The sequence below is a fragment of the Pimelobacter simplex genome, assembly GCF_900114845.1.
Classification (GTDB): Bacteria; Actinomycetota; Actinomycetes; order Propionibacteriales; family Nocardioidaceae; genus Nocardioides; species Nocardioides simplex.
The window spans coordinates 667817-690348 of the sequence record NZ_FOUK01000003.1; the positions used below are offsets into that span (position 1 = coordinate 667817).

Below are 22532 nucleotides of genomic sequence, written 5' to 3' on the forward strand. Positions count from 1 at the left end.
GCGAGCTCAATGGTTGATCCAGACGGTCTTGAGACCGACGTACTTGTCGAGGGCGTGGAGCGAGAGGTCGCGACCGAAGCCCGATCCCTTGAACCCGCCGAACGGCGTCCAGGCGCTGAAGGCGTCGACACCGTTGATGGTGACGGTGCCCGCGTGGATCCTTTCGGCCAGCCGGTGCGCCCGGCTGAGGCTTCCGGTGGCGACCGAGGCGGCGAGACCGTAGGCGGTGTCGTTGGCCAGCGCGACGGCCTCGTCCTCGGTGCCGAAGGGCGTGATCGCCAGCACCGGTCCGAACACCTCCTCACGGGCGAGGGCGTCGGTCGGGGCGACGCCGTCGAACACGGTCGGCTGCACGAAGCAGTCGCTGCCGTCGCGGGCGATCCGCTCGCCACCGGTGACCAGGCGGGCACCGGAGGCCTTGGCCCCGTCGACGTACTGCATGATCCGGTCGGTCTGCTCGGGCGAGACCACCGCCCCCATGCCGGACGCCGGGTCGAGCGGGTCGCCGGGCGCGTACGACGCCGCCTCGGCGGCCACGAGCGCGACGAACTCCTCGTGCACCTCGCGCTGGACCAGGACCCGCGAGTGCGCCGAGCACACGGCACCCTGGTTGAACCAGATCCCGAAGGCGGTGGCCTTGGCGGTGGCGGCGAGGTCCTCCGCATCGGCGAAGACGACGTGGGGGCTCTTGCCGCCGCACTCGAGCCAGACCTGCTTGAGGTTGGACTGCCCGGCGTACTGGAGGAAGTAGGCGCCCACCTCGGTCGAGCCCGTGAACGCCAGGACGTCGACGTCGGGGTGCAGGCCGAGGGCGCGGCCGGTGGTCTCCCCCAGCCCGGGGACGACGTTGAGCACGCCCTCGGGGATGCCGGCCTCGACGGCGAGCTCCGCGATCCGCAGCGCGGACGACGGCGACTGCTCGGCCGGCTTGAGGACGACGCTGTTGCCGGCCGCCATCGCGGGCGCGACCTTCCAGGCGAGCATGTCGACCGGGTAGTTCCACGGCACGACCGCACCGACGACGCCGAGCGGGACCCGGCGGATCAGGGCCGTCGTCCCGGGCGGGGTCGGGGCGACCTCGTCGTTGATCTTGTCGATCGCCTCGGCGTAGTAGCGGAAGAGGTCGACCGAGAACGGCAGGTCGAGCTCGTGCGCGTCGACGACCCGCTTGCCCATGTCGAGCGAGTCGAGGACCGCGAGCTCGGCCGCGTGCGTGGCGAGCAGGTCGGCGAAGCGCAGCATCCGCTCGCGGCGGAAGGCGACCCCCGCCCGGCTCCAGGTGCCGGCGGCGAAGGTCGCCCGGGCGCTGCGGACCGCGGCCTCGACGCCGGCGGCACCGGCGTCGGCGACCTCGCCCAGCAGGGCGCCGGTGGCGGGGTTGCGGTTCTCGAAGCTGCCCTCGGCGGTGTCGACGAACGCGCCGCCGACGAAGGGGCGGGTCCGGAAGGAGACCTCGGCGGCCTGCCCGATCCAGTCCTGATGTGTGCGCACAAGTGATCCTTTCTTTGCGCTTGAGCGCAAATATGGCTCGGATCACATCAGGCTGTCAATGCTCCCGCCGATTTCCGTCCCGGCCGCTACGGTGGGGCCATGGCACGACGCAAGGACCAGGCCGCCCGCCGCGAGCACCTCATCACGGCGACGCTGGCGATCATCGCCACCCACGGCCTCGGCGGCGTCACCATGAAGAACATCGCCGACGAGGCGGGCATCTCCCCGCGCCTCGTCGCCTACTACTACCCCGACCTCGAGAGCCTCGTCGAAGCCGCCCACCAGGCCGCGACCGAGCGCTACTACTGGGCCCGCCAGCGCGTCGTCGAGGACGATCTCCCCCCGGTCGAGAAGCTCGCTCGCCTCCTGCACTCAGGGCTTCCGCGCGGTGACGACCTGCTGCTCAGCCAGGTCCTCGACGAGATCTCGGTCAACGCCAGCCGCAGCCCGATGCACGCGACACTGATGACGTTGCTCTTCGACCGCGAGGTCTCGCTCTACACGGCGGTCCTCGAGGCGGGCCGGGCCAGCGGCGTCTTCACCCTCACCGACCCGGCCGACCTGATCGCGCGCAACTTCGTCGCGCTCGAGGACGCGCTCGGCCTGCACCTGCTCGCGCACAACTCCTCGCTCACGCTCGAGCGGGCCGAGCAGCAGCTGGCGAGCTACGCGTTCGCCGCCACCGGGGTCCGGGTCACGCCGGCCGCGCCGATTGCGGCGTCCAGCAAAGAATAGATCTCAGTCGCGCAGCACCCGGGCCACGAACGACCGCAGGTTCGTCTCGAGCCGGGCCACCCGCTGCTCGGTCGTCAGCGTCTCGAACATGCCGGGCGAGTCGGTGCGCAGCTTGCCGCGCACGGTGAGCGAGCAGGCGAGGTTGGCGCACACGTAGGTGCCCACCGAGTGCCCCTGCTTGCCGGCCTTCCCGGCCCGCGGAGCCACCCACAGGGCGACCCCGCCTGACTGCACCGTCAGGCACAGCGAGCACATGCTGCGCCGCGCCCCCACCCCGGACTCCGGCGCCCGCAGCACCGCGCCGACCAGCCGGCCGTCGTACGGCAGGACGAGGTGGCCGCGGGTCCGCGACTGCGGGTCGCGCCAGCCCAGGTAGTCGAGGTCGGCCCACGGCCGCCCGGCCAGGTCGCGCGGCACGTGGAGGCGCGACGCCTCGCCCTTCGAGCAGTTCACGAAGGAGGCCCGGATCTCGCGGTCGGTCAGGGGGTCCATGGTCACGACGGTACGTCTGCCTATATGCTTTAGGCAAAACCCAAGCATCTTTAGGAGACGCCGTGCCCCGCGCCGGACTCACCCCCGACCGCATCACCGCCGCCGCGGCCGACCTCGCCGACCGGATCGGGTACGACGCCCTCACCCTCTCCGCGCTCGCCCGCGAGCTCGGCGTCAAGACACCCAGCCTCTACGCCCACGTCGCCGGCCTCGACGCCCTGCGCACCGACCTCACCCGGCTCGCCCTCGACGAGCTCGCCGACCGCGCCGCAGCCGCCCTCGCCGGCCGCTCGGGCCGCGACGCCCTGCACGCCTTCGCCGACACCTACCGCACCTACGCCCACGCCCACCCCGGCCGGTACGAGGCGGCCCGCGCGCCGGTCACCCCGGACTCCCCCGACTCCCCCGACTCCCCCGTGATCGCCGCCGGGCGCCGCAACGCCGACCTCACCCGGTCGGTGCTGCGGGGGTACGCCCTCGCGCCGTCGTACGAGGTGCACGCGATCCGGCTCCTCGGCAGCCTCGTCCACGGCTTCGCCAGCCTGGAGCTCGCGGGCTCGTTCGCGCACAGCGCGCCGGCGAGCGACGAGAGCTGGGTCGCCGTCCTGGATGCGCTCGATGCGACCTTGCGGGGCTGGCCGGCCTAGCGGCTCAGCGCACGCCCCACGAGTACGTCTGCTTGCGCAGCTTCAGGTAGACGAGCGCCTCGGTCGTCATCACGCCCGGGATGGTGCGGATCCGGCGCGAGATGATCTCGAGCAGGTGCTCGTCGCTCTCGCACACCACCTCGGCGAGCAGGTCGAACGAGCCCGCCGTGATGACGACGTAGTCGACCTCCTTGACCTCCGCGAGCGCATCGGCGATGGGCTCGAGCTCGCCGGTCGCGCGGATGCCGATCATCGCCTGGCGCGCGAAGCCGATCTCGGTGGGGTCGGTGACCGCGACGACCTGCATGACCCCGCTGTCGACCAGGCGCTGCACGCGCTGGCGCACGGCCGCCTCGGAGAGGCCGACGGCCTTGCCGATGGCCGCGTAGGAGCGGCGCCCGTCCTCCTGCAGCTCGGCGATGATCGCCTTGGAGACGTCGTCGAGCGGAGTGGATCGCGGCTTGTTCACCCGCCGATCCTCACAGCACCGGGCACCCCTTTGCAACACGAAAGTACGGATTCCGTTGCAATCACGTTGAATCCCTTCGGAATCCCTTGTCATGTGATCTGAGTCATGTCACGATGCGACGTCGGCTCCGGGGGGTTCGGAGCGACGGGGAGGTGGCGATTCGTTGACTGGTCGATTGAGCCGGAGGACCGCGCTGCGGGGCGGGGCCGGGCTGGCGCTCGGGGCCGCGAGCCTGGGGGTGCTTCCCCTGTTCGGCACACCGGATCGCAAGCAGGATCCCGCGAAGTGCCGAACGGGCGACCTCTCGGCGTCCGAGAAGCGCCTGGTGGTGTCGAACTGGCCGGGCTACATGGACGAGGACGAGGACGGCAGTCCGTCCACGCTGACGATGTTCCAGAAGCGGACCGGCATCAAGGTCGACTACACCGCCGACGTCAACGACAACCTGGAGTTCTTCGCCAAGGTGGTCAACCAGCTCGGCTCGTGCACGTCGTCCCAGCGCGACATGTTCATGCTCACCGACTGGATGGCGGCCCGGATGATCCAGGTGGGCTGGATCCAGCCGCTCGACAAGGACAAGGTCCCCAACCTGCACGCCAACCTGATCGACTCGCTCGCGCACGTCGGCTGGGACGAGGACCGCTCCTACTCCGCGCCCTGGCAGAGCGGCCTGACCGGCATCGCCTACAACAAGGCCAAGGTCAAGGAGGTCCGCTCCTTCGACGAGCTCCTGACCCGCTCCGACCTCAAGGGCCGGATCTCGCTGCTCACCGAGATGCGCGACACGATGGGGTTGCTGCTGCTCGCCGAGGGCGCCGACCCGGCGAAGTTCACCGACAGCGAGTGGGACAACGCGATCGACCGGCTGCGCAAGGTACGTCGTGACGGCCAGATCCGCGCGTTCACCGGGAACGAGTACATCCAGGACCTCTCCGCGGGCAACATCCTCGCCTGCGAGGCCTGGTCGGGCGACGTCGCCGCCGCCGAGAACGAGGACCTCGTCTTCGTGGCGCCGGAGGAGGGCCAGATGATCTGGGCCGACAACATGCTGATCCCCAACCTGGCGACCCACCAGGGCAACGCCGAGGAGTGGATCAACTTCTACTACGAGCCGGAGATCGCGGCGAAGCTCGCGTCCTTCGTCTGGTACATCTGCCCGGTCAAGGGCGCCCAGCAGGCGATGGAGAAGGTCGACCCGAGCCTGGTCGACAACCCCCTGATCTTCCCGACCGAGGAGTCGCTGGCCACCACCCACGCGTTCATGGCCCTCGAGGAGTTCCAGATCCGCGCCTACGAAGGAGATTTCGCCGATGTCATTGGCGGCTGAGAGCACGTCCGGCAGCGCGCGGAGCCTCCGGCTCACCGCGCTCACCAAGGAGTTCGCGACCTTCACCGCGGTCCGCTCGCTCGACCTCGAGGTCCCGGCCGGCACCTTCTTCGCGCTGCTCGGCCCGTCGGGCTGCGGCAAGACGACGACGCTGCGCATGGTCGCCGGCCTCGACACCCCGACGTCAGGGACGATCCACCTCGGGCAGGACGAGATCACCTACCAGAAGCCCTACCGGCGTCCGGTCAACACGGTGTTCCAGAACTACGCGCTCTTCCCCCATCTCAACATCCACGACAACGTCGCCTTCGGGCTGCGCCGCCGCGGGGTCAAGGATGTCGATCGCCAGGTGCAGGAGATGCTGGCGCTGGTCGAGCTGGAGGCCCAGGCCCGCAAGAAGCCGACGCAGATGTCGGGCGGCCAGCAGCAGCGGGTCGCGCTCGCCCGGGCGCTCATCAACCGGCCCGAGGTGCTGCTGCTCGACGAGCCGCTCGGTGCCCTCGACCTCAAGCTGCGCCGCGGCATGCAGATCGAGCTCAAGCGGATCCAGACCGAGGTCGGCCTCACCTTCGTGCACGTCACGCACGACCAGGAGGAGGCGATGACCATGGCCGACACGATCGCGGTGATGAACGGCGGCGTGATCGAGCAGATGGGTTCGCCCGCCGAGCTCTACGAGAACCCGCGCACCACCTTCGTCGCCAACTTCCTCGGCCAGACCAACCTCATGCCCGGCACCGTCGCTGGCGCCGACAGCGACGTCGTCCGCGTCGACATGCACGGCACCCAGGTCTCGATCCCGGCCGACCGGGCGCACACCCGCGAGGGCAGCGGCTGGGTGGGCATCCGCCCTGAGAAGGTGCTCCTCGCTCCCGAGGGCGAGCCGATCGACGCCCCCGGCAACCACATGACCGGTGGCGTCATCACCGACGTGAGCTTCGTGGGCGTCAGCACCCAGTACCTCGTGCGGATGCCGTGGGGCCAGGAGCTGATGGCCTTCGAGCAGAACACCGGACGCCGCGCCGTCCTGGCGCACGGCACCAAGGTCGACGTCTCGTGGCGACCCGAGTTCGCCTTCCTGCTCCCGGCCACCCAGGACGTCAACGCAGGCGCCGTGGAGGAGGCCTGATGACCGGCCGCAAGCTCACCGGCTACTGGCTGATCCTGCCGGCGGCGCTGTGGCTCGGCCTCTTCTTCGCCATCCCGTTCTACTCGCTGCTCGCCAACAGCCTCTACGACCCTGAGGGCTCGGTCCTGACCGGCTACCACGTGAGCTACCGCTTCGCGAACTTCGCCGACGCGATCCGCGACTCGGGCCCCGAGCTGTGGCGCTCGCTCTGGTACGCCGGTCTCGCCACCGCGATCTGCCTGGTGCTGGGCTACGTGCTGGCCTACGCGATCGCGTTCAAGGCCGGCAAGTGGCGCAACCTCATGCTGGTGCTGGTGATCGCGCCGTTCTTCACCAGCTTCCTGGTCCGCACCCTGTCGTGGAAGCTGATCCTCGCCGACGACGGGTTCATCGTCGACACCCTGCGGTTCGTCCACATCCTCGGCGAGGACGGCCGCTTGCTCGCGACGCCGGTGGCGGTGATCGCCGGCCTGGTCTACAACTTCCTGCCCTTCATGGTGCTGCCGCTCTACGCCAGCCTCGAGAAGATCGACGGCCGGCTGGTCGAGGCGGCCGGCGACCTGTACGCCTCGCCCCTGCGCGGATTCCTCAAGGTGACCCTGCCGCTGTCGATGCCCGGCGTCGTGGCCGGCACGCTGCTCACCTTCATCCCCGCGGCCGGTGACTACATCAACGCCCAGCTCCTGGGCAGCCCCAACCAGCGCATGGTCGGCAACGTCATCCAGGACCTCTACACCGACACCGGCGACTTCGCCGCGGCCGGTGCTCTGTCGGTCACGCTGATGGTGATCATCGTGGCGGCGGTCCTGGTCTACATCCGCAGAGCCGGAACGGAGGAGCTGCTGTGAACGGAGTCCAGCGTCTCGGACGGTGGATCGGCGACCACCTCGTCCTCTTCGGCGGCCTGCTCGTCGTCGCCTACATGTTCACGCCGATCGCGGTCGTGATGCTGATGAGCTTCAACGACAACAGCCGGTCGCGCAACATCTACGCCTTCCGCGGGTTCACGCTCGACAACTGGACCAACGTCTGCGGCCCCAACGGCATGTGCGAGGCGGTCGCACGCAGCGTCGGCATCGGCCTGGCCGCGACGATCGCAGCCACGATCCTCGGCACGCTCGCGGCATTCGCGCTCGTGCGGCACTCGTTCGTCGGCCGCTCGGCGATGAACACCCTCATCTTCCTGCCGATGGCCTCGCCCGAGATCGTGATGGGCTCCTCACTGCTCGCCCTGTTCGTCGCGACCGGCAACAGCGGTCGGCTCGGCCTGGTCACGATCTTCATCGCCCACGTGATGTTCTGCCTGTCGTTCGTGGTGGTGACCGTCAAGGCCCGGCTGGCCGGGCTCGACCGCAACCTCGAGCAGGCGGCGATGGACCTCTACGCCTCCGAGGCGGTGACCTTCTGGAAGGTCACCTTCCCCCTGGTCCTGCCCGGCATCGCGGCGGCCGCGCTGCTCAGCTTCTCCCTGTCGTTCGACGACTTCATCATCACCAACCTCAACGCGGGCCAGACCGTCACCTTCCCGATGTTCGTGTGGGGCGTCGCGCAGCGCGGCGTACCGATGCAGGTCAACGTGATCGGCACGATCATGTTCCTGATCTCGCTGCTGATCGTGGTGGGGAACATGCTGGCGACGCGGCGGAAGCCGGCCGCGGCCTAGTTGCCCGGGCGCTCGAGTGGCTCGGGGTGCTCGGGCGGCTCGGGGTGCTCGGTGGTCGGGGCGCTCGCGGGGCCGGGCGCGTCGTCGATGCGGCGTCGGCCGGGCTTGCGTCCGAGCAGGCGGTAGGCCACGAGTACGGCGCCGGCCAGGACCGCCGCGGCCATGGTCAGCAGGACCCACCGGAGAGCGGAACCGTCGGTGGAGTCGTTGTCGTCTGCTGACGCTGCCGAGGCCTCGTCGTCGCTGGACGTGCTCGCGTCGACCGTGTGGACGCTGAAGGTGGTGGTGGCCTGCGGCTCCGGCGTCTCGGCACCGTCGCTGCTGTCGCTGCCGTCGCTGCTGTCGGTGTTCTCGGTGCCCGTGGGGACGAACCACACCTTGACCCGGTAGCTCCCCACGCGCAGGTAGGGGCCGTCCACGCGGAGCGGCTCGCCGTCGTACGCGACGCGGGTCTGCCACTCGCGCTTGTCCTTGGGGAGGCCCTTGCCCTTGCCGAACGTGCTCAGCACCGCGATCCGGAACCGGCCCGGGCCGGGCTCCGCGGAGGTCACCTCGAAGACGGGGCGGGTGCCGACCTCGACCGACTCCTCGGTGGTCCGGACGGTCACGCCGCCCTCGTCGGCGGCGACCCGCGTGACCGGGGCCGCCGGGGCCGCCGGGGCCGCCGGGGCCGTGGCCACCCCGGCGATCCCCAGCAGCGCGGCCAGGAGCAGCGCGACCGAACGCGCCGGCGTCATGCGCGGTTCCTGCGGCGCCCGACCCAGGTGAAGAGGAGGCCGCCGACCAGGGCCGCCACGCCGAGCCCGAGCAGGGCGGGCGAGACCTCGGAGCCGGTGGCGGGCAAGTCGCCGTTCTTGGCCGTCGTCCCCGGCGTCCCCGGCGTGCCGGGCTTGGCCGACTTCCCGGGCTTCCCGGGCTTGCTGGGCTCGCCCGGCCCCGGCTCGCCGGGCACGGGGGCGTCCGGCAGCACCGTCGGCGTGTACGTCGACTCGGTGGTCGTCCCGTTCACGTCCGCGACCCGGTAGCGGACCGGCGTCGCGGTGCCGGTGAAGTCCGGCTCGGGGGTGAAGACGATCTTGCCGTCCTCGATCGTGTAGACGCCCTCGCCGGGAACGGTCACGGTGTCGACCGGGTTGCCGTCCTTGTCGAGCAGCGTGAGCGAGCTCGGGTCGAGCGGGACGGCGGGGTCGCCGGCCTTGTCGTTGGCGAGCGGGTCGATCGACTGCGGCTTGCCCTTCGGGCCGGACGTCTTGTCCGGGCTGGCGGTGGGCGTGACCGGATCGATCGTGGGCGTGTACGTCGACCGCGCGGTGGTCCCGTTGACGTCGGCGATCCGGTAGTCGACCGGCGTCGCGGTGCCGGTGAACTGCGGCTCGGGGGTGAACACGATCTTGCCGTCCTCGATCGTGTAGGTGCCCTCACCGGGAACGGTGACCGAGTCGGCCGGGTTGCCCTCGGCATCGAGCAGCGTGAGCGAATCGGGGTCGAGCGGGACCGCCGGGTCGCCGGCCTCGTCGTTGGCCAGCGGGTCGATCGACTGCGGGACACCCTGCGGACCCGACGTCTTGTCCGGGTTCGCGACCGGGGTGACCGGGTCGATCGTGGGCGTGTACGTCGACTCGGCCGTCGTGCCGTTGACGTCCGCGATCCGGTAGTCGACCGGCGTCGCGGTGCCGGTGAACTGCGGCTCCGGCGTGAACACGATCCTGCCGTCCGCGACCGTGTAGGTGCCCTCACCGGGGATCGTCACCGACTCGACCGGGTTGCCCTCGGCATCCAGCAACGTCAGTGAATCGGGGTCGAGCGGCACCGCCGGGTCGCCCGCCTCGTCGTTGGCGAACGGGTCCGTCGACTGCGGCACACCCTGCGGACCGGACGTGGTGTCCGGGTTCGCCGTCGGCGTCACGGGCGTCACCGTCGGCGTGTACGTCGACTCGACGGTGTTCCCCTCGGAGTCCTTGACCTGGTAGCGCACCGGCGTTCCTTCACCGGTGAACTGCGGCTCGGGCGTGAAGACGATCTTGCCGTCCTCGATCGTGTAGCTGCCCTCGCCCGGCACCACCAGCTCGTCGACCGGGTTGCCGTCCGCGTCGACCAGGGTCAGCGTGTCGGGGTCCAGCTCGACACCCTCGGCGCTGTCGTTGGCGAGCGGGTCGACCGACTGCGGCACACCCTGCGGCCCGGACGTCGTGTCGGGCTGGGCCACCGGTGTCACGGTCGGGGTGTACGTCGAGTCGGCGGTCGTGCCGTTGACGTCCGCGATCCGGTAGTCGACCGGCGTGGCCTCACCGGTGAACTGCGGCTCCGGCGTGAAGACGATCTTGTCGCCCTCGACCGTGTAGGTGCCCTCGCCGGGGATCGTCACCGAGTCGACCGGGTTGCCCTCGGCGTCGAGCAGCGTGAGCGAGTCGCGGTCGAGCGGGACGTTGTCGTCACCGGGCTCGTCGTTGGCGAACGGGTCGACCGTCTGCTTCGCACCCTGCGGGCCGGAGGTGGTGTCCGGGTTCGCGACGGGGGCGACAGGGTCGATCGTGGGCGTGTACGTCGAGTCGGCGGTCGTGCCGTTGACATCGGCGATCCGGTAGTCGACCGGCGTCGCGGTGCCGGTGAACTGCGGCTCCGGCGTGAACACGATCTTGCCGCCCTCGACCGTGTAGACGCCCTCACCGTCGATCGTCACCGAGTCGACCGGGTTGCCCTCGGCATCGAGCAGCGTCAGCGACTCGGGGTCCAGCGGCACGGCGTCGTCGCCCGGCTCGTCGTTGGCGAAGGGGTCCGTCGACTGCGGCACACCCTGCGGACCGGAGGTGGTGTCCGGGTTCGCGACCGGAGTGACCGGGTTGAGCGTCGGGGTGTACGTCGAGTCGGCGGTCGTGCCGTTGACGTCGGCGATCCGGTAGTCGACCGGCGTCGCGGTGCCGGTGAAGTCCGGCTCGGGGGTGAAGACGATCTTGCCGTCCTCGACCGTGTAGACGCCCTCGCCCGGCACCTCGACGCGATCGGTCGGGTTGCCCTCGGCGTCCAGCAGTGTGAGCGACTCGGGGTCCAGCGGCACGGCGTCGTCGCCCGGCTCGTCGTTGGCGAACGGGTCGATCGACTGCGGCACACCCTGCGGACCCGACGTGGTGTCCGGGTTCGCGACCGGGGTCACCGGGTTGAGGGTCGGCGTGTAGGTCGACTCGACCGTGTTCCCCTCGGTGTCCTTGACCTGGTAGCGCACCGGCGTGGCCTCACCGACGAAGTCGGGCTCGGGGGTGAAGACGATCTGGCCGTCCTCGATCGTGTAGACACCCTGCCCCTCGACGGTCACCGAGTCGACCGGGTTGCCGTCGGCATCGACCAGGGTCAACGTGTCCGGGTCCAGGCTCACCTCGTCGGTGCCGTCGTTCGCGAGCGGGTCGACCCGCTGCGGGACGCCCTGCGGCCCCGAGGTGACATCCGGGTTGGCGACCGCACCCACCGTCGGGGTGTACGTCGAGTCCGCCGTGGTCCCGTTGACGTCCGCGACCTGGTAGCGCACCGGGGTCGCCTCGCCCGAGAAGCCGGGCTCGGGCTGGAACACCAGCTTGCCGTCGCGCACTGTGTAGGTGCCCTCACCGGGCACCACCACCTCGTCGACCGGGTTGCCGTCAGCATCCAGCAACGTCAGCGACTCGGGATCGAGCGGCACGTCCTCGTCACCCGGCTCGTCGTTGGCGAACGGGTCGACCGACTGCTCGGCACCCTGCGGCCCCGAGGAGACGTCCGGGTTGGCGGTCGGGCTCACCGGGTTGAGCGTCGGGGTGTACGTCGAGTCGGCGGTCGTGCCGTTGACGTCGGCGATCCGGTAGTCGACCGGCGTCGCGGTCCCGGTGAAGTCCGGCTCGGGGGTGAAGACGATCTTGCCGTCCTCGACCGTGTAGACACCCTCCCCCGGCACCGAGACCGTCGAGACCGGGTTGCCGGCGCCGTCCAGCAGCGTGAGCGAGTCACGGTCCAGCGGGACCGCGGGGTCGCCGGGCTCGTCGTTGGCGAACGGGTCGATCGACTGCGGGACACCCTGCGGACCCGACGTGCTGTCGGGGTTCGCCACCGGGGTCACCGGATCGAGGGTGGGGGTGTAGGTCGACTCGACCGTGTTCCCCTCGGTGTCCTTGACCTGGTAGCGGACCGGGGTGGCCTCACCGGTGAAGTCGGGCTCGGGGGTGAAGACGATCTGGCCGTCCTCGATCGTGTAGGTCCCCTCCCCCTCGACGGTCACCGAGTCGACCGGGTTGCCGTCCGCGTCGACCAGGGTCAACGTGTCCGGGTCGAGAGTCACCTCGTCGGTGCCGTCGTTGGCGAGCGGGTCGACCCGCTGCGGCACACCCTGCGGGCCGGACGTGGTGTCGGGCTCCGCGACCGGCGTCACGGTCGGGGTGTAGGTCGAGTCCGCCGTGGTCCCGTTGACGTCCGCGACCTGGTAGCGCACCGGGGTCGCCTCACCGGTGAAGCCCGGCTCGGGCTGGAACACCAGCTTGCCGTCGCGCACCGTGTAGGTGCCCTCACCGGGGACGGTGACCGAGTCGACCGGGTTGCCGGCGTCGTCGAGCAGCGTGAGCGAGTCGCGGTCGAGCGGGACGGCGTCGTCGCCGGCCTCGTCGTTGGTGAACGGGTCGACCGACTGCTCGGCACCCTGCGGACCCGACGTCTCGTCGGGGTTGGCCTGGGGCGTCACCGGCTCGATGGTCGGGGTGTACGTCGAGGTCGCCGGCGTGCCGTTCGCGTCCTCGATCCGGTAGTCGACCGCCGGCGCGGTGCCGGTGAAGCTCGGCACCGGCTGGAACACGATCCGCGGGTTGTCGGGGTCGGAGCGGTCGATCGTGTAGGTACCGATCTCGTTGCCCTCGTCGTCGCGGACGGTGACCGCATCGACCGGGTCGCCGTCGGGACCGTCGAGCAGGGTCAGCGACGACCGGACCAGAGGAGCGCTGTCGTCGCCGGGCGCGTCGTTGACGAACGGGTCGACCGACTGGGCCTGACCCTGCGGACCGGAGGTCTCGTCGGGCTGCGCCGTCGGGGTCACCGGCGTCACCGTCGGGGTGTACGTCGATTCGGCGGTACGGCCGTTGCTGTCGGCGATCCGGTAGTCGACCGGCGGGGCCTCGCCGGTGAACGTCGGGACGGGCTGGAAGGCGATCAGCGGCCGGTCGGGGTCGGAGCGGTCGATCGTGTAGGTGCCGATCTCGTTGCCCTCGGCGTCGTAGACGGTGACCGCGTCGGCCGGCTCACCGGCAGCGTCGAGCAGGGTCAGCGTGGAGGGATCGAGGGTGGAGCCCTGGCCGTCGCCGTCGTCGTTGACGAGCGGGTCGACCGTCTGCCGGGCGCCCTGCGGACCCGACGAGGTGTCGGGGCTGGCCGTGGGCCGGGGCGGGACCACGCCCGCGTCGACGGTGAGGTCCTCGGGCTGCTCGGAGGTCAGCGTGATGACGCCGCTCAGACCGCCCTCGCCCGCGTCGGAGTCGGAGGCCGGGTCGCCGGCACCGGTCGGCGAGAACTCCCGGCCGTCGGGCGCAGTGAACCGCACCCGGTAGTCGCCGAGCGGCAGGTCGGTGAAGCGGTAGGCGCCGTCGGCGCCGGTGGTCGCGGTGATCGGGTTGCCGTTGGCGTCGGTCACCGGGTTGCCGTCGCCGTCGAGCAGCTCGACGGTCGCGCCGGCGAGACCCGGCTCGCCCTCGTCCTGGATGCCGTCGCCGTTGGTGTCGGACCAGACCCGGTCGCCGATCACGCCGGGGGTGGGCAGGCGGAGCGAGACCCGCTGCATGTCGGAGTTACGGCTGCCGGTGGCGCGGCCCGGGAGCACGGCCTGCTCGGTCAGGTTGACGTTGTAGCCGTTGACGCCGTCGGCGTACTGGTCGCCGTTGATGTTCTGGGAGTAGAGCGAGCCGGTCCCGTGCGTGCTCGCCGGGAAGGTGGAGTACGGCGTGACGTGGGAGTCGAGCCGGAAGGTGACCGAGGTGAACGTTCCCTGCAGGACGACCGAGCCGCAGCCGGCGGTCGTCATCCGCGGGCTGGCGATGTTGCCCGACTGCTCCTGGTGCCCGTCCTGGTCGCAGCGGGTGAAGGTGTTGTAGACACCGGGCCCCAGCGTCGTGCTGCCGACGGCGAGGTTGGTGCGACCGGCGGACGGCGCGGCGAAGGAGACGCCCGGCGTCTCGATCTCCCAGATGGTGGCGTTGAACGAACCACGGGCGCGGCCGTTGCTGTTGCGCTGGACGAAGCCGCCGAGACCCGAGATGTCGAGGACCGGGTCGGTGACCGGCTTGGAGAACTCCAGGGTCAGCGTGCCGACCTCGCAGGAGCCTGCGAAGTTCTGGTGGGCCGCGGTGCCCTGCGCGCCGCCGCACGTCGAGGCTCCGGTCAGGACGCCGAGCGCCGGCAGGTTGCCCGGCGTCGGAGCACCGGCGAACATCCCCGCACTCCCGCCGTAGCCGGACTGGTTGGTGCCGTTGGTGAGGTAGTTGGTTCCGGCCCGCTGGTCGCCGCCGGGGGCGAACCGCGCGGTGATCCCGATGGCGCCGGTCGACGTCGGCAGCGACGAGGTCGCGCTGTTGGTCGCGTCGGACTCGGCCGAGTCGTTGGTGCGGGTGGAACCGGGGTTCTGCAGCTGCCAGGCGTCGTTGAAGACGTAGCCGTTCTGCGCCGCGGCGGACGCGATCGGCGCCTCCGCGACGAGGGCGACCCCCGAGATCGCCAGGAGGGCGGCGGCGAGCAGTGCCGGTAGGCGTCGCCAGGACGGACGAGACATCAGTGTTCCCCTTCGGAGCAGCAAGCGCGCGACCCGGCCGGGTCGCCCGCGACCTGTCCGCCCGAGACGGGCAGGTCGCGCCGTGGGCCTGGTGGCCCAGAGGGAAACTAGGTGCGAAGCGAGGGCTCTCGCACGCTCGACGGGCACCCCGTTCGCATATCGTCGATTGCCGTGTCCGGCGCCTCACTCCCGGGCGGGCGTCACCACACCCAGGTGGCCGCGCCGCGAGAGAACGGCGCGCCGGGAATGCCGACGCGGCGGCCCGGTGCCGTCTCCGGCTCCGGACCGCCGCGTCGTGGCGGGCGGGTTGCTCTGCGTCCCCGTGGCTAGAGCAGCCCGGCCGCCTCGGTGAGGACCGCGCGCAGCTTCTGCTCGATCTCGTCGAAGTGCTCCTGGCCGCAGATCAGCGGCGGGGAGAGCTGGATGACCGGGTCGCCGCGGTCGTCGGCGCGGCAGTAGAGGCCGGCGTCGTAGAGCGCCTTGGACAGGAACCCGCGCAGCAGCCGCTCGGACTCGTCCTCGTCGAAGGTCTCCTTGGTCGCCTTGTCCTTGACCAGCTCGATGCCGTAGAAGAAGCCGTCGCCGCGCACGTCGCCGACGATGGGCAGGTCGAGCAGCTTCTCGAGGGTGCCGCGGAAGGCACCCTCACGCTCGCGCACGCCCTCGTTGATCTTCTCGTTCTCGAAGATCTCGAAGTTCTTGAGCGCCACCGCGGTCGAGACCGGGTGACCGCCGAAGGTGTAGCCGTGCAGGAAGGTCTCGGTGCCGTGGGCGAACGGCTCGTACAGCCGGTCGCTCACGATCATCGCGCCCAGCGGCGAGTAGCCGGACGTGATGCCCTTGGCGGAGGTGATGATGTCGGGCTGGTAGCCGTAGCGCGTGGCGCCGAACATGTGGCCGAGCCGGCCGTAGGCGCAGATGACCTCGTCGGAGACCAGCAGGACGTCGTACCGGTCGCAGATCTCGCGCACCCGCTCGAAGTAGCCCGGGGGCGGCGGGAAGCAGCCGCCGGCGTTCTGCACCGGCTCGAGGAAGACCGCGGCGACGGTGTCGGCGCCCTCGTTCTCGATGGCGACCGCGATCTGGTCGGCGGCCCAGCGGCCGAAGGCCTCGGGGTCGGAGCCGTCGAGGAAGCCGCCGGTGATCTCGGAGGCCCGGTAGGCGTTGGTGTTCGGTACCCGGAAGGTCGAGGGCACGAGGGGCTCGAAGGGCGCCTTGAGGCCGGGCAGGCCGGTGATGGACAGCGCGCCCTGGGTGGTGCCGTGGTAGGCGATGGCACGGCTGATCACCTTGTGCTTGCCGGGCTTGCCGACGAGCTTGAAGTAGTTCTTGGCCAGCTTCCAGGCCGACTCGACGGCCTCGCCGCCGCCGGTGGTGAAGAAGACCCGGTTGAGGTCACCGGGGGCGTAGTCCGCGATCTTCGCGGCGAGCTCGATGGCGCTCGGGTGGGCGTAGGACCAGAGCGGGAAGAACGCCAGCTCGGAGGCCTGCTTCGCGGCCGCCTCGGCGAGCTCGGTGCGGCCGTGGCCCAGCTGGCTGACGAAGAGCCCGCCGAGCGCGTCGAGGTACTTGCGGCCCTGGGCGTCCCAGACGTAGGGGCCGTCACCGCGGACGATGATCGGCACGTCCGCCGTGTCGTACGACGACATGCGGGTGAAGTGCATCCACAGGTGGTCCCGGGCGGACTGCTGGAGGGCGCTGTGCGCGGATTCGGCTGACACCCCACCATCTTGACGGCCGGACGCCGAAACAGCAAGTGAATCAGTGGCGCTTCGCGAATTCGGCAACGGATTTCGTTGCTCCGAGCCTTTCGCACAACGGGCTTGGTGACTACTCTCACCGCATGACCACGCTGCGCAACCTGATCGACGGCGGCTCCGTCGACGCCGCCTCCGGCGCCACGTACGACGTCGTCGACCCCGCGACCGGGCAGGCGTACGCCACCGCCCCGGCGAGCGGGCCCGAGGACGTCGACCGCGCCATGCGCGCCGCCGCCACCGCCTTCGAGACCTGGGGCGAGACCACGCCCAAGGAGCGCCAGGAGGCCCTGCTGCGCATCGCCCAGGGGCTCGAGGACCGCAGCGAGGAGTTCGTCGAGGCGGAGTGCCGCAACACCGGCAAGCCGGTCGGGCTGACCCGCGACGAGGAGCTGCCGCCCAGCGTCGACGAGCTGCGCTTCTTCGCGGGTGCCGCGCGGGTGCTGGAGGGCCGCAGCGCCGGGGAGTACCTCAAGGACCACACGTCGTGGGTCCGGCGCGAGCCGATCGGCGTCGTGGGCCAGGTGACGCCCTGGAACTACCCCCTGATGATGGCGATCTGGAAGATCGCCCCCGCGCTCGCGGCCGGCAACACCATCGTCCTCAAGCCGAGCGACACCACGCCCGCGAGCACCGTGCTGCTCGCCGAGCTCGCCGCGGAGCACCTGCCGCCCGGCGTCCTCAACGTCGTGTGCGGCGACCGCGACACCGGGCGCGCTCTCGTCGAGCACCCCACGCCGCAGCTGGTCGCGATCACCGGCTCGGTCCGGGCGGGCAGCGAGGTCGCCGCGTCCGCGGCCCCCGGCCTCAAGCGCGTTCACCTCGAGCTCGGCGGCAAGGCGCCGGTCGTGGTCTTCGAGGACGCCGACCTCGCCGCGGCCGCCGAGGCGATCGCCGGCGCCGGCTACTTCAACGCCGGCCAGGACTGCACCGCCGCCACCCGGGTCCTCGTCGCGGACGCGGTCCACGACGACTTCGTGGCGGCGCTCGCCGAGCAGGCGCGCGCGACCCGGACCGGGCTGCCGAGCGACCCCGGCGTCGCCTTCGGGGCGCTCAACAACCCCGACCAGCTGGCCCGGGTGGCGGGCATGGTCGACCGGCTCCCCGACCACGCCACCATCGAGGCGGGCGGCTCGCGGCCCGTCGTCCAAGGGGGTGAGGGCGGCTACTTCTACGACGCGACCGTCGTGTCCGGGCTGCGGCAGACCGACGAGGTGGTCCAGGACGAGATCTTCGGCCCGGTCATCACCGTGCAGCGCTTCGCCGACGAGGCCGAGGCGCTCCGCAACGCCAACGACGTCCGCTACGGCTTGTCCTCCAGCGTGTGGACCAAGGACCACGGCCGCGCGCTGCGGATGTCCAAGCGTCTCGACTTCGGCGTGGTGTGGATCAACACCCACATCCCGTTCGTCTCCGAGATGCCGCACGGCGGCTTCAAGCACTCCGGCTACGGCAAGGACCTGTCGATGTACGGCCTGGAGGACTACACCCGCATCAAGCACGTCATGTCCTACTCCGGGGAGTGAGCAGATGAGGATCCTGTTGGTCGGCGCGGGCGGCGTCGGCGGCGCCTTCGCCGCGATCGCCGCGCGCCGCGACTTCTTCGAGGCGATCGTGGTCGCCGACTACGACCTCGCGCGCGCCGAGAGGGCCGCTTCCGTGGACGCCCGGTTCACGGCCGCGCAGATCGACGCGTCGTCCGCCGAGTCGGTGAGCGCGCTGTGCCGCGCGCACCGGATCACGCACGTGATGAACGCCGTCGACCCGGTCTTCGACATGCCCGTCTTCGAGGGCGCGTTCGCCGCGGGCGCCGACTACCTCGACATGGCGATGTCGCTCTCGCAGCCTCACCCCGAGACGCCGTACGAGACGACGGGGGTCAAGCTCGGCGACGAGCAGTTCGCCGTCGCCGCCGAGTGGGAGGCAGCGGGCCGGCTCGCGCTCGTCGGGATGGGCGTCGAACCCGGCCTGTCCGACGTCTTCGCGCGCTACGCCGCCGACCACCTGTTCTCCGAGATCGACGAGCTCGGCACCCGCGACGGCGCCAACCTCGTGGTCACCGACGACGACGGCAACGAGATCTTCGCGCCGTCGTTCTCGATGTGGACCACGATCGAGGAGTGCCTCAACCCGCCGGTGATCTGGGAGAAGGACCGTGGCTGGTTCACCACTCCCCCGTTCAGCGAGCCGGAGGTCTTCGACTTCCCCGAGGGGATCGGGCCGGTCGAGTGCGTCAACGTCGAGCACGAGGAGGTGCTCCTCATGCCGCGCTGGGTCGACTGCCGGCGGGCGACCTTCAAGTACGGGCTGGGCGAGGAGTTCATCACCATCCTGAAGGTGCTCCACACCCTCGGCCTCGACCGCACCGACAAGGTGCGCGTCAAGGGTGTCGAGGTCTCCCCCCGTGACGTCGTCGCCGCCGTGCTGCCCGACCCGGCGACGGTCGGGCCGCGGATGACCGGCAAGACGTGCGCGGGGCTGTGGGTCACCGGCACCGGCAAGGACGGCGCGCCGCGCTCGACGTACCTCTACCACGTGGTCGACAACGCGTGGTCGATGGCGGAGTACGGCCACCAGTGCGTCGTGTGGCAGACCGCGGTCAACCCGGTCATCGCGCTCGAGCTGCTCGCGACCGGCGCCTGGAAGGGGGCCGGCGTGCTCGGGCCGGAGGCGTTCGACGCGGTGCCGTTCCTCGACCTGCTCAGCGCCTACGGCTCGCCGTGGGGGCAGCGGGAGCAGGAAGCGTCCTAGTCGCCGCTCAGCACGACCTCGAACGGAACCGCCGACGCTACCGCTCCGGCCTCCGCCCAGATCTCCTCGACCCACGCGGTGACCACCGCCGCGATCGCGTCGGCGAGGTCGTACGGCGTCGTGCCCGCAGGGGGCGCGGGCACCTCGGGGTCGAGGCCGGTCTCGGTGTGCACGACGCCGAAGAGGTGGCGCACGTCGTCGATCGGCTTGTTCAAGGCGAAGAAGTCGGCGCCGTCGAAGCGCGCCCAGACCTCGAAGGTGCCCTCGCCGTCCTGGTCGGGGAACACGTCGACCACGACGGCCTGCACCCGCGCCCCCTCCGGTCCGGTGGCGACCTCCGCGATCCGGCGCAGTCGGGTGGCGACGTCGGCGGTGCGGGTGTCGAGGATCCGGCGCAGGGCGCGGGTGTAGGCGTCGTGGTCCACGGCGCTGAGCCTAGAGAGGCTCAGGCCCCCGTGTAGTAGCGGTCGGCGATGTCGAGCGCCCGGTCGAGGATGGCGATCCCGGCCCGCGCCTCGTCGTCGCTGATCGTGCAGGGCGGTACGACGTGCGTGCGGTTGAAGTGGACGAACGGCCACAGGCCCTCGGCCTTGCAGGCCGCGGCGAGCTCGCCCATGGGGGCGGCCGCGGGACCGGCGGCGTTGAACGGCACGAGCGGCTCGCGCGTGGCGCGGTCGCGGACGAGCTCGAGCGCCCAGAAGGCGCCGAGTCCGCGGACCTCGCCGACGCTCGGGTGCCGCTCGGCGAGCGCGCGCAGCTCGGGGCCGAGCACCTCGTCGCCGAGGCGGCGGGCGTTCTCGACGACCTTCTCGTCGCGCATCACGTTGATGCTGGCGACGGCCGAGGCGCACGCGAGCGGGTGGCCGGAGTAGGTGAGCCCGCCGGGGAAAGGGCGATCGGCGAAGGTGGCCGCGATCTCGGCGGAGATCACGACGCCGCCGAGCGGCACGTACCCGGAGTTCACCCCCTTGGCGAACGTGATGAGGTCGGGGGTCACGCCCCAGCGGTCGACGGCGAACCACTCGCCGCAGCGGGCGAAGCCGGCCATCACCTCGTCGGCGACCAGCACGATGCCGAACTCGTCGCACAGCGCACGGACACCGGCCAGGTAGCCCTCGGGCGGGACCAGGATGCCGTTGGTGCCCACAACGGTCTCGAGGATGATCGCCGCGATCGTCTGCGGTCCCTCGACGGCGACGAGGTCGCGCAGGTGGCTCAGCGCGCGCTCGCACTCCTCGGCCTCGGTGGTGGCGTGGAAGGCCGAGCGGTACAGGTACGGGCCCCAGTAGCGGACGACGCCCGGCAGGCCCGGCTCGGAGGCCCAGCGCCGCGGGTCGCCGGTGAGCGCGATCGCGCCGGCCGTGGCGCCGTGGTAGCTGCGGTAGGCGGCGAGGACCTTGTGCCGTCCCGTGTGCAGGCGCGCCATCCGGATGGCGTTCTCGTTGGCCTCGGCGCCGCCGTTGGTGAAGAACACCTGGTCGAGGTCGCCCGGCGCGACCTCGGCGATGAGCCGCGCGGCCTCGGCCCGGACGTCGTTGGCGAAGCCGGGCGCGAGCGTGGTCAGCCGGCCCGCCTGCTCCTGGATCGCCGCGACGATCGCCGGGTGCTGGTGGCCGATGTTGACGTTGACCAGCTGCGAGGAGAAGTCGAGGTAGCGCTTGCCGTCGGCGTCCCAGAACCAGCTGCCCTCGGCGCCCGCGATCGGCAGCGGGCTGATCTGGGCCTGCGCGGACCACGAGTGGAAGACGTGGTCCTTGTCGAGACGCCGGATCGTGGCGGCGTCGTAGTCGAGGTCCATGGCCGCCTCCTCAGCGGGTCCGCGGGAAGCCGAGGTCGACGCTCGACGTGGCCGGGTCGGGCCAGCGCGAGGTGATCACCTTGCCGCGGGTGTAGAAGCTGATCCCCTCGGGGCCGTACATGTGGGTGTCGCCGAACAGCGAGTCCTTCCAGCCGCCGAACGAGTAGTAGGCCACGGGGACCGGGATCGGCACGTTGATGCCGACCATGCCGACCTCGACGTCGTACTGGAAGCGGCGCGCGGCACCGCCGTCGCGGGTGAAGATCGCAGTGCCGTTGGCGTAGCGGTTGGCGTTGATGAGCGCCAGGCCCTCGTCGTAGGTGTCGACCCGGACGACGCCGAGCACCGGCCCGAAGATCTCGTCGGTGTAGACCGTCATCTCGGGCGTCACGTTGTCGAGCAGCGTGGTGCCGAGGAAGAAGCCGTCGGCCGGTACGTCGGCCGCGCGGCCGTCGACGACCACGGTCGCCCCCTGCGCCTCGCCGGCGTCGACGTACCCGGCGACCTTGTCGCGGTGCTCGCGGGTGATCAGCGGACCCATGTCGGTGCCCTCGGCGGCGCCGTCGCCGACGACGAGCTTGGGCAGGCGCAGCGCGATCGCGTCGACCAGCGGGTCGGCGATGTCGCCCACGGCGACCGCGACGGACAGCGCCATGCAGCGCTCGCCCGCGGCGCCGTAGGCGGCCGAGACGATGGCGTCGGCGGCGACGTCGAGGTCGGCGTCGGGCAGCACCAGGGCGTGGTTCTTGGCGCCGCCGAGGGCCTGGACCCGCTTGCCGTGGGCGGTGCCGGTCTCGTAGATGTACTTGGCGATCGGGGTCGAGCCGACGAAGCTCACCGCGGCGACGTCGGGGTGCACGAGCAGTGCGTCGACCGCCTCCTTGTCGCCGTGCACGACGCTGAAGACGCCGTCGGGAAGCCCGGCCTCCTTCCAGAGCCGGGCGATGAAGAGCGCCGCGGACGGGTCCTTCTCGCTGGGCTTGAGCACGAACGCGTTGCCGCAGGCGATGGCGTTGGCGCACATCCACAGCGGGACCATGGCCGGGAAGTTGAACGGGGTGATGCCGGCGACCACGCCCAGCGGCTGGCGGATGTCGTAGACGTCGACCCCCGACGCGGCCTGCTCGGAGTAGCCGCCCTTGAGCAGCTGCGGGACGCCGGTCGCGAACTCGACGTTCTCGAGCCCGCGCGCGATCTCCCCCAGGGCGTCGGCGTGGACCTTGCCGTGCTCGGAGGTGATGATCCGGGCCAGCTCGTCGGAGCGGTCGTGCAGCAGCTCGCGGAAGGCGAACAGCACGGCCGCGCGCTGCGACAGCGAGGAGCCGCGCCAGGCGCGGGCGGCCTCGCCGGCGCGGGCCACGACCGCGGCGACCTCGCTCGCGGAGGCCAGGTCGACCTCGGCCGTCACGGCGCCGGTGGCGGGGTTGTGGACAGGTGCGGTGCGGCCGGAGGTGCCCGCGACGACCTGGCCGTCGATCCAGTGGGAGACGCGTTCGCTCATGCGGAC

General features: G+C 71.1%; 17 protein-coding genes. 8 read left to right on the forward strand and 9 right to left on the reverse strand.

What is annotated here, in order from left to right:
- Nucleotides 1–6: 6 nt before the first annotated feature.
- The gene (locus BM223_RS16000; protein WP_038679679.1) at nt 7–1491 is read right to left on the reverse strand and encodes an aldehyde dehydrogenase family protein; all 1485 of its coding nucleotides are present in this window, start codon (nt 1489–1491) and stop codon (nt 7–9) included.
- Between the two features lie 99 nt (nt 1492–1590).
- On the opposite strand from BM223_RS16000, the gene BM223_RS16005 reads away from it, so the two are divergent.
- Nucleotides 1591–2226 (forward strand): TetR/AcrR family transcriptional regulator, encoded by a 636-nt coding sequence (locus tag BM223_RS16005; protein WP_052138754.1) that lies wholly within the window; start codon nt 1591–1593, stop codon nt 2224–2226.
- Between the two features lie 3 nt (nt 2227–2229).
- Here BM223_RS16005 and BM223_RS16010 read toward each other — a convergent pair whose 3' ends face one another.
- Complete coding sequence (locus tag BM223_RS16010; protein ID WP_038679681.1) at nt 2230–2718, reverse strand: FBP domain-containing protein; 489 nt, start codon at nt 2716–2718, stop codon at nt 2230–2232.
- Between the two features lie 62 nt (nt 2719–2780).
- On the opposite strand from BM223_RS16010, the gene BM223_RS30080 reads away from it, so the two are divergent.
- Nucleotides 2781–3365, forward strand: a complete 585-nt coding sequence (locus BM223_RS30080; RefSeq protein ID WP_038679683.1) for a TetR/AcrR family transcriptional regulator — start codon at nt 2781–2783, stop codon at nt 3363–3365.
- Between the two features lie 4 nt (nt 3366–3369).
- Here the strand turns inward: BM223_RS30080 and BM223_RS16020 are convergent, their stop codons facing one another.
- Nucleotides 3370–3834, reverse strand: coding sequence for an Lrp/AsnC family transcriptional regulator (locus BM223_RS16020; protein WP_038679685.1), 465 nt, complete (start codon nt 3832–3834; stop codon nt 3370–3372).
- A 175-nt stretch (nt 3835–4009) separates the two neighbouring features.
- Here BM223_RS16020 and BM223_RS16025 point away from each other — a divergent pair, with 175 nt between their 5' ends.
- From BM223_RS16025 to BM223_RS16040, 4 genes are read left to right on the forward strand one after another with little or no spacing between them, the layout of a single operon-like run.
- The gene (locus BM223_RS16025) at nt 4010–5161 is read left to right on the forward strand and encodes an ABC transporter substrate-binding protein (protein ID WP_235318927.1); all 1152 of its coding nucleotides are present in this window, start codon (nt 4010–4012) and stop codon (nt 5159–5161) included.
- Nucleotides 5145–6290 (forward strand): ABC transporter ATP-binding protein, encoded by a 1146-nt coding sequence (locus BM223_RS16030; protein ID WP_038679689.1) that lies wholly within the window; start codon nt 5145–5147, stop codon nt 6288–6290. The genes BM223_RS16025 and BM223_RS16030 overlap by 17 nt, the downstream gene beginning before the upstream one ends.
- Nucleotides 6290–7138 carry an ABC transporter permease gene (locus tag BM223_RS16035; RefSeq protein WP_038679690.1) on the forward strand — a complete coding sequence of 283 codons (849 nt, stop codon included), beginning with the start codon at nt 6290–6292 and terminating at the stop codon, nt 7136–7138. Before BM223_RS16030 ends, BM223_RS16035 begins: the two co-directional genes overlap by 1 nt.
- Complete coding sequence (locus BM223_RS16040) at nt 7135–7953, forward strand: ABC transporter permease (protein ID WP_038679693.1); 819 nt, start codon at nt 7135–7137, stop codon at nt 7951–7953. The genes BM223_RS16035 and BM223_RS16040 overlap by 4 nt, the downstream gene beginning before the upstream one ends.
- Here BM223_RS16040 and BM223_RS16045 read toward each other — a convergent pair.
- From BM223_RS16045 to BM223_RS16055, 3 genes are all read right to left on the reverse strand, one after another.
- Nucleotides 7950–8690 carry a hypothetical protein gene (locus tag BM223_RS16045; protein ID WP_038679695.1) on the reverse strand — a complete coding sequence of 247 codons (741 nt, stop codon included), beginning with the start codon at nt 8688–8690 and terminating at the stop codon, nt 7950–7952. The two genes, BM223_RS16040 and BM223_RS16045, sit on opposite strands and share 4 nt — an antisense overlap.
- Nucleotides 8687–14719, reverse strand: coding sequence for an Ig-like domain-containing protein (locus BM223_RS16050; protein WP_052138755.1), 6033 nt, complete (start codon nt 14717–14719; stop codon nt 8687–8689). The genes BM223_RS16045 and BM223_RS16050 overlap by 4 nt, the downstream gene beginning before the upstream one ends.
- 326 nt (nt 14720–15045) lie before the next feature.
- The gene (locus tag BM223_RS16055) at nt 15046–16440 is read right to left on the reverse strand and encodes an aspartate aminotransferase family protein (RefSeq protein WP_038679697.1); all 1395 of its coding nucleotides are present in this window, start codon (nt 16438–16440) and stop codon (nt 15046–15048) included.
- A 122-nt stretch (nt 16441–16562) separates the two neighbouring features.
- Between BM223_RS16055 and BM223_RS16060 the strand changes: the two genes are divergently transcribed.
- Together BM223_RS16060 and BM223_RS16065 are read left to right on the forward strand one after the other, a co-directional pair.
- Entirely contained in the window at nt 16563–18002 is a 1440-nt protein-coding gene (locus BM223_RS16060; RefSeq protein ID WP_038679699.1) for a gamma-aminobutyraldehyde dehydrogenase, read from the forward strand.
- 4 nt (nt 18003–18006) lie between these two features.
- The gene (locus BM223_RS16065; protein WP_038679701.1) at nt 18007–19227 is read left to right on the forward strand and encodes a saccharopine dehydrogenase family protein; all 1221 of its coding nucleotides are present in this window, start codon (nt 18007–18009) and stop codon (nt 19225–19227) included.
- Here BM223_RS16065 and BM223_RS16070 read toward each other — a convergent pair.
- Genes BM223_RS16070 through BM223_RS16080 form a run of 3 tightly spaced genes read right to left on the reverse strand, consistent with a single transcriptional unit; the run spans nt 19224 to nt 22526 of the window.
- On the reverse strand, nt 19224–19652 hold the full coding sequence (locus tag BM223_RS16070) for a DUF6389 family protein (RefSeq protein ID WP_038679703.1): 429 nt from the start codon (nt 19650–19652) through the stop codon (nt 19224–19226). The genes BM223_RS16065 and BM223_RS16070 overlap by 4 nt on opposite strands.
- Before the next feature lie 20 nt (nt 19653–19672).
- A complete protein-coding gene (locus BM223_RS16075) occupies nt 19673–21025 on the reverse strand; it encodes an aspartate aminotransferase family protein (protein WP_038679705.1) in 1353 nt (450 codons plus the stop codon).
- Nucleotides 21026–21035: 10 nt separating this feature from the next.
- On the reverse strand, nt 21036–22526 hold the full coding sequence (locus BM223_RS16080; protein ID WP_038679707.1) for a CoA-acylating methylmalonate-semialdehyde dehydrogenase: 1491 nt from the start codon (nt 22524–22526) through the stop codon (nt 21036–21038).
- Between the last annotated feature and the right edge of the window lie 6 nt (nt 22527–22532).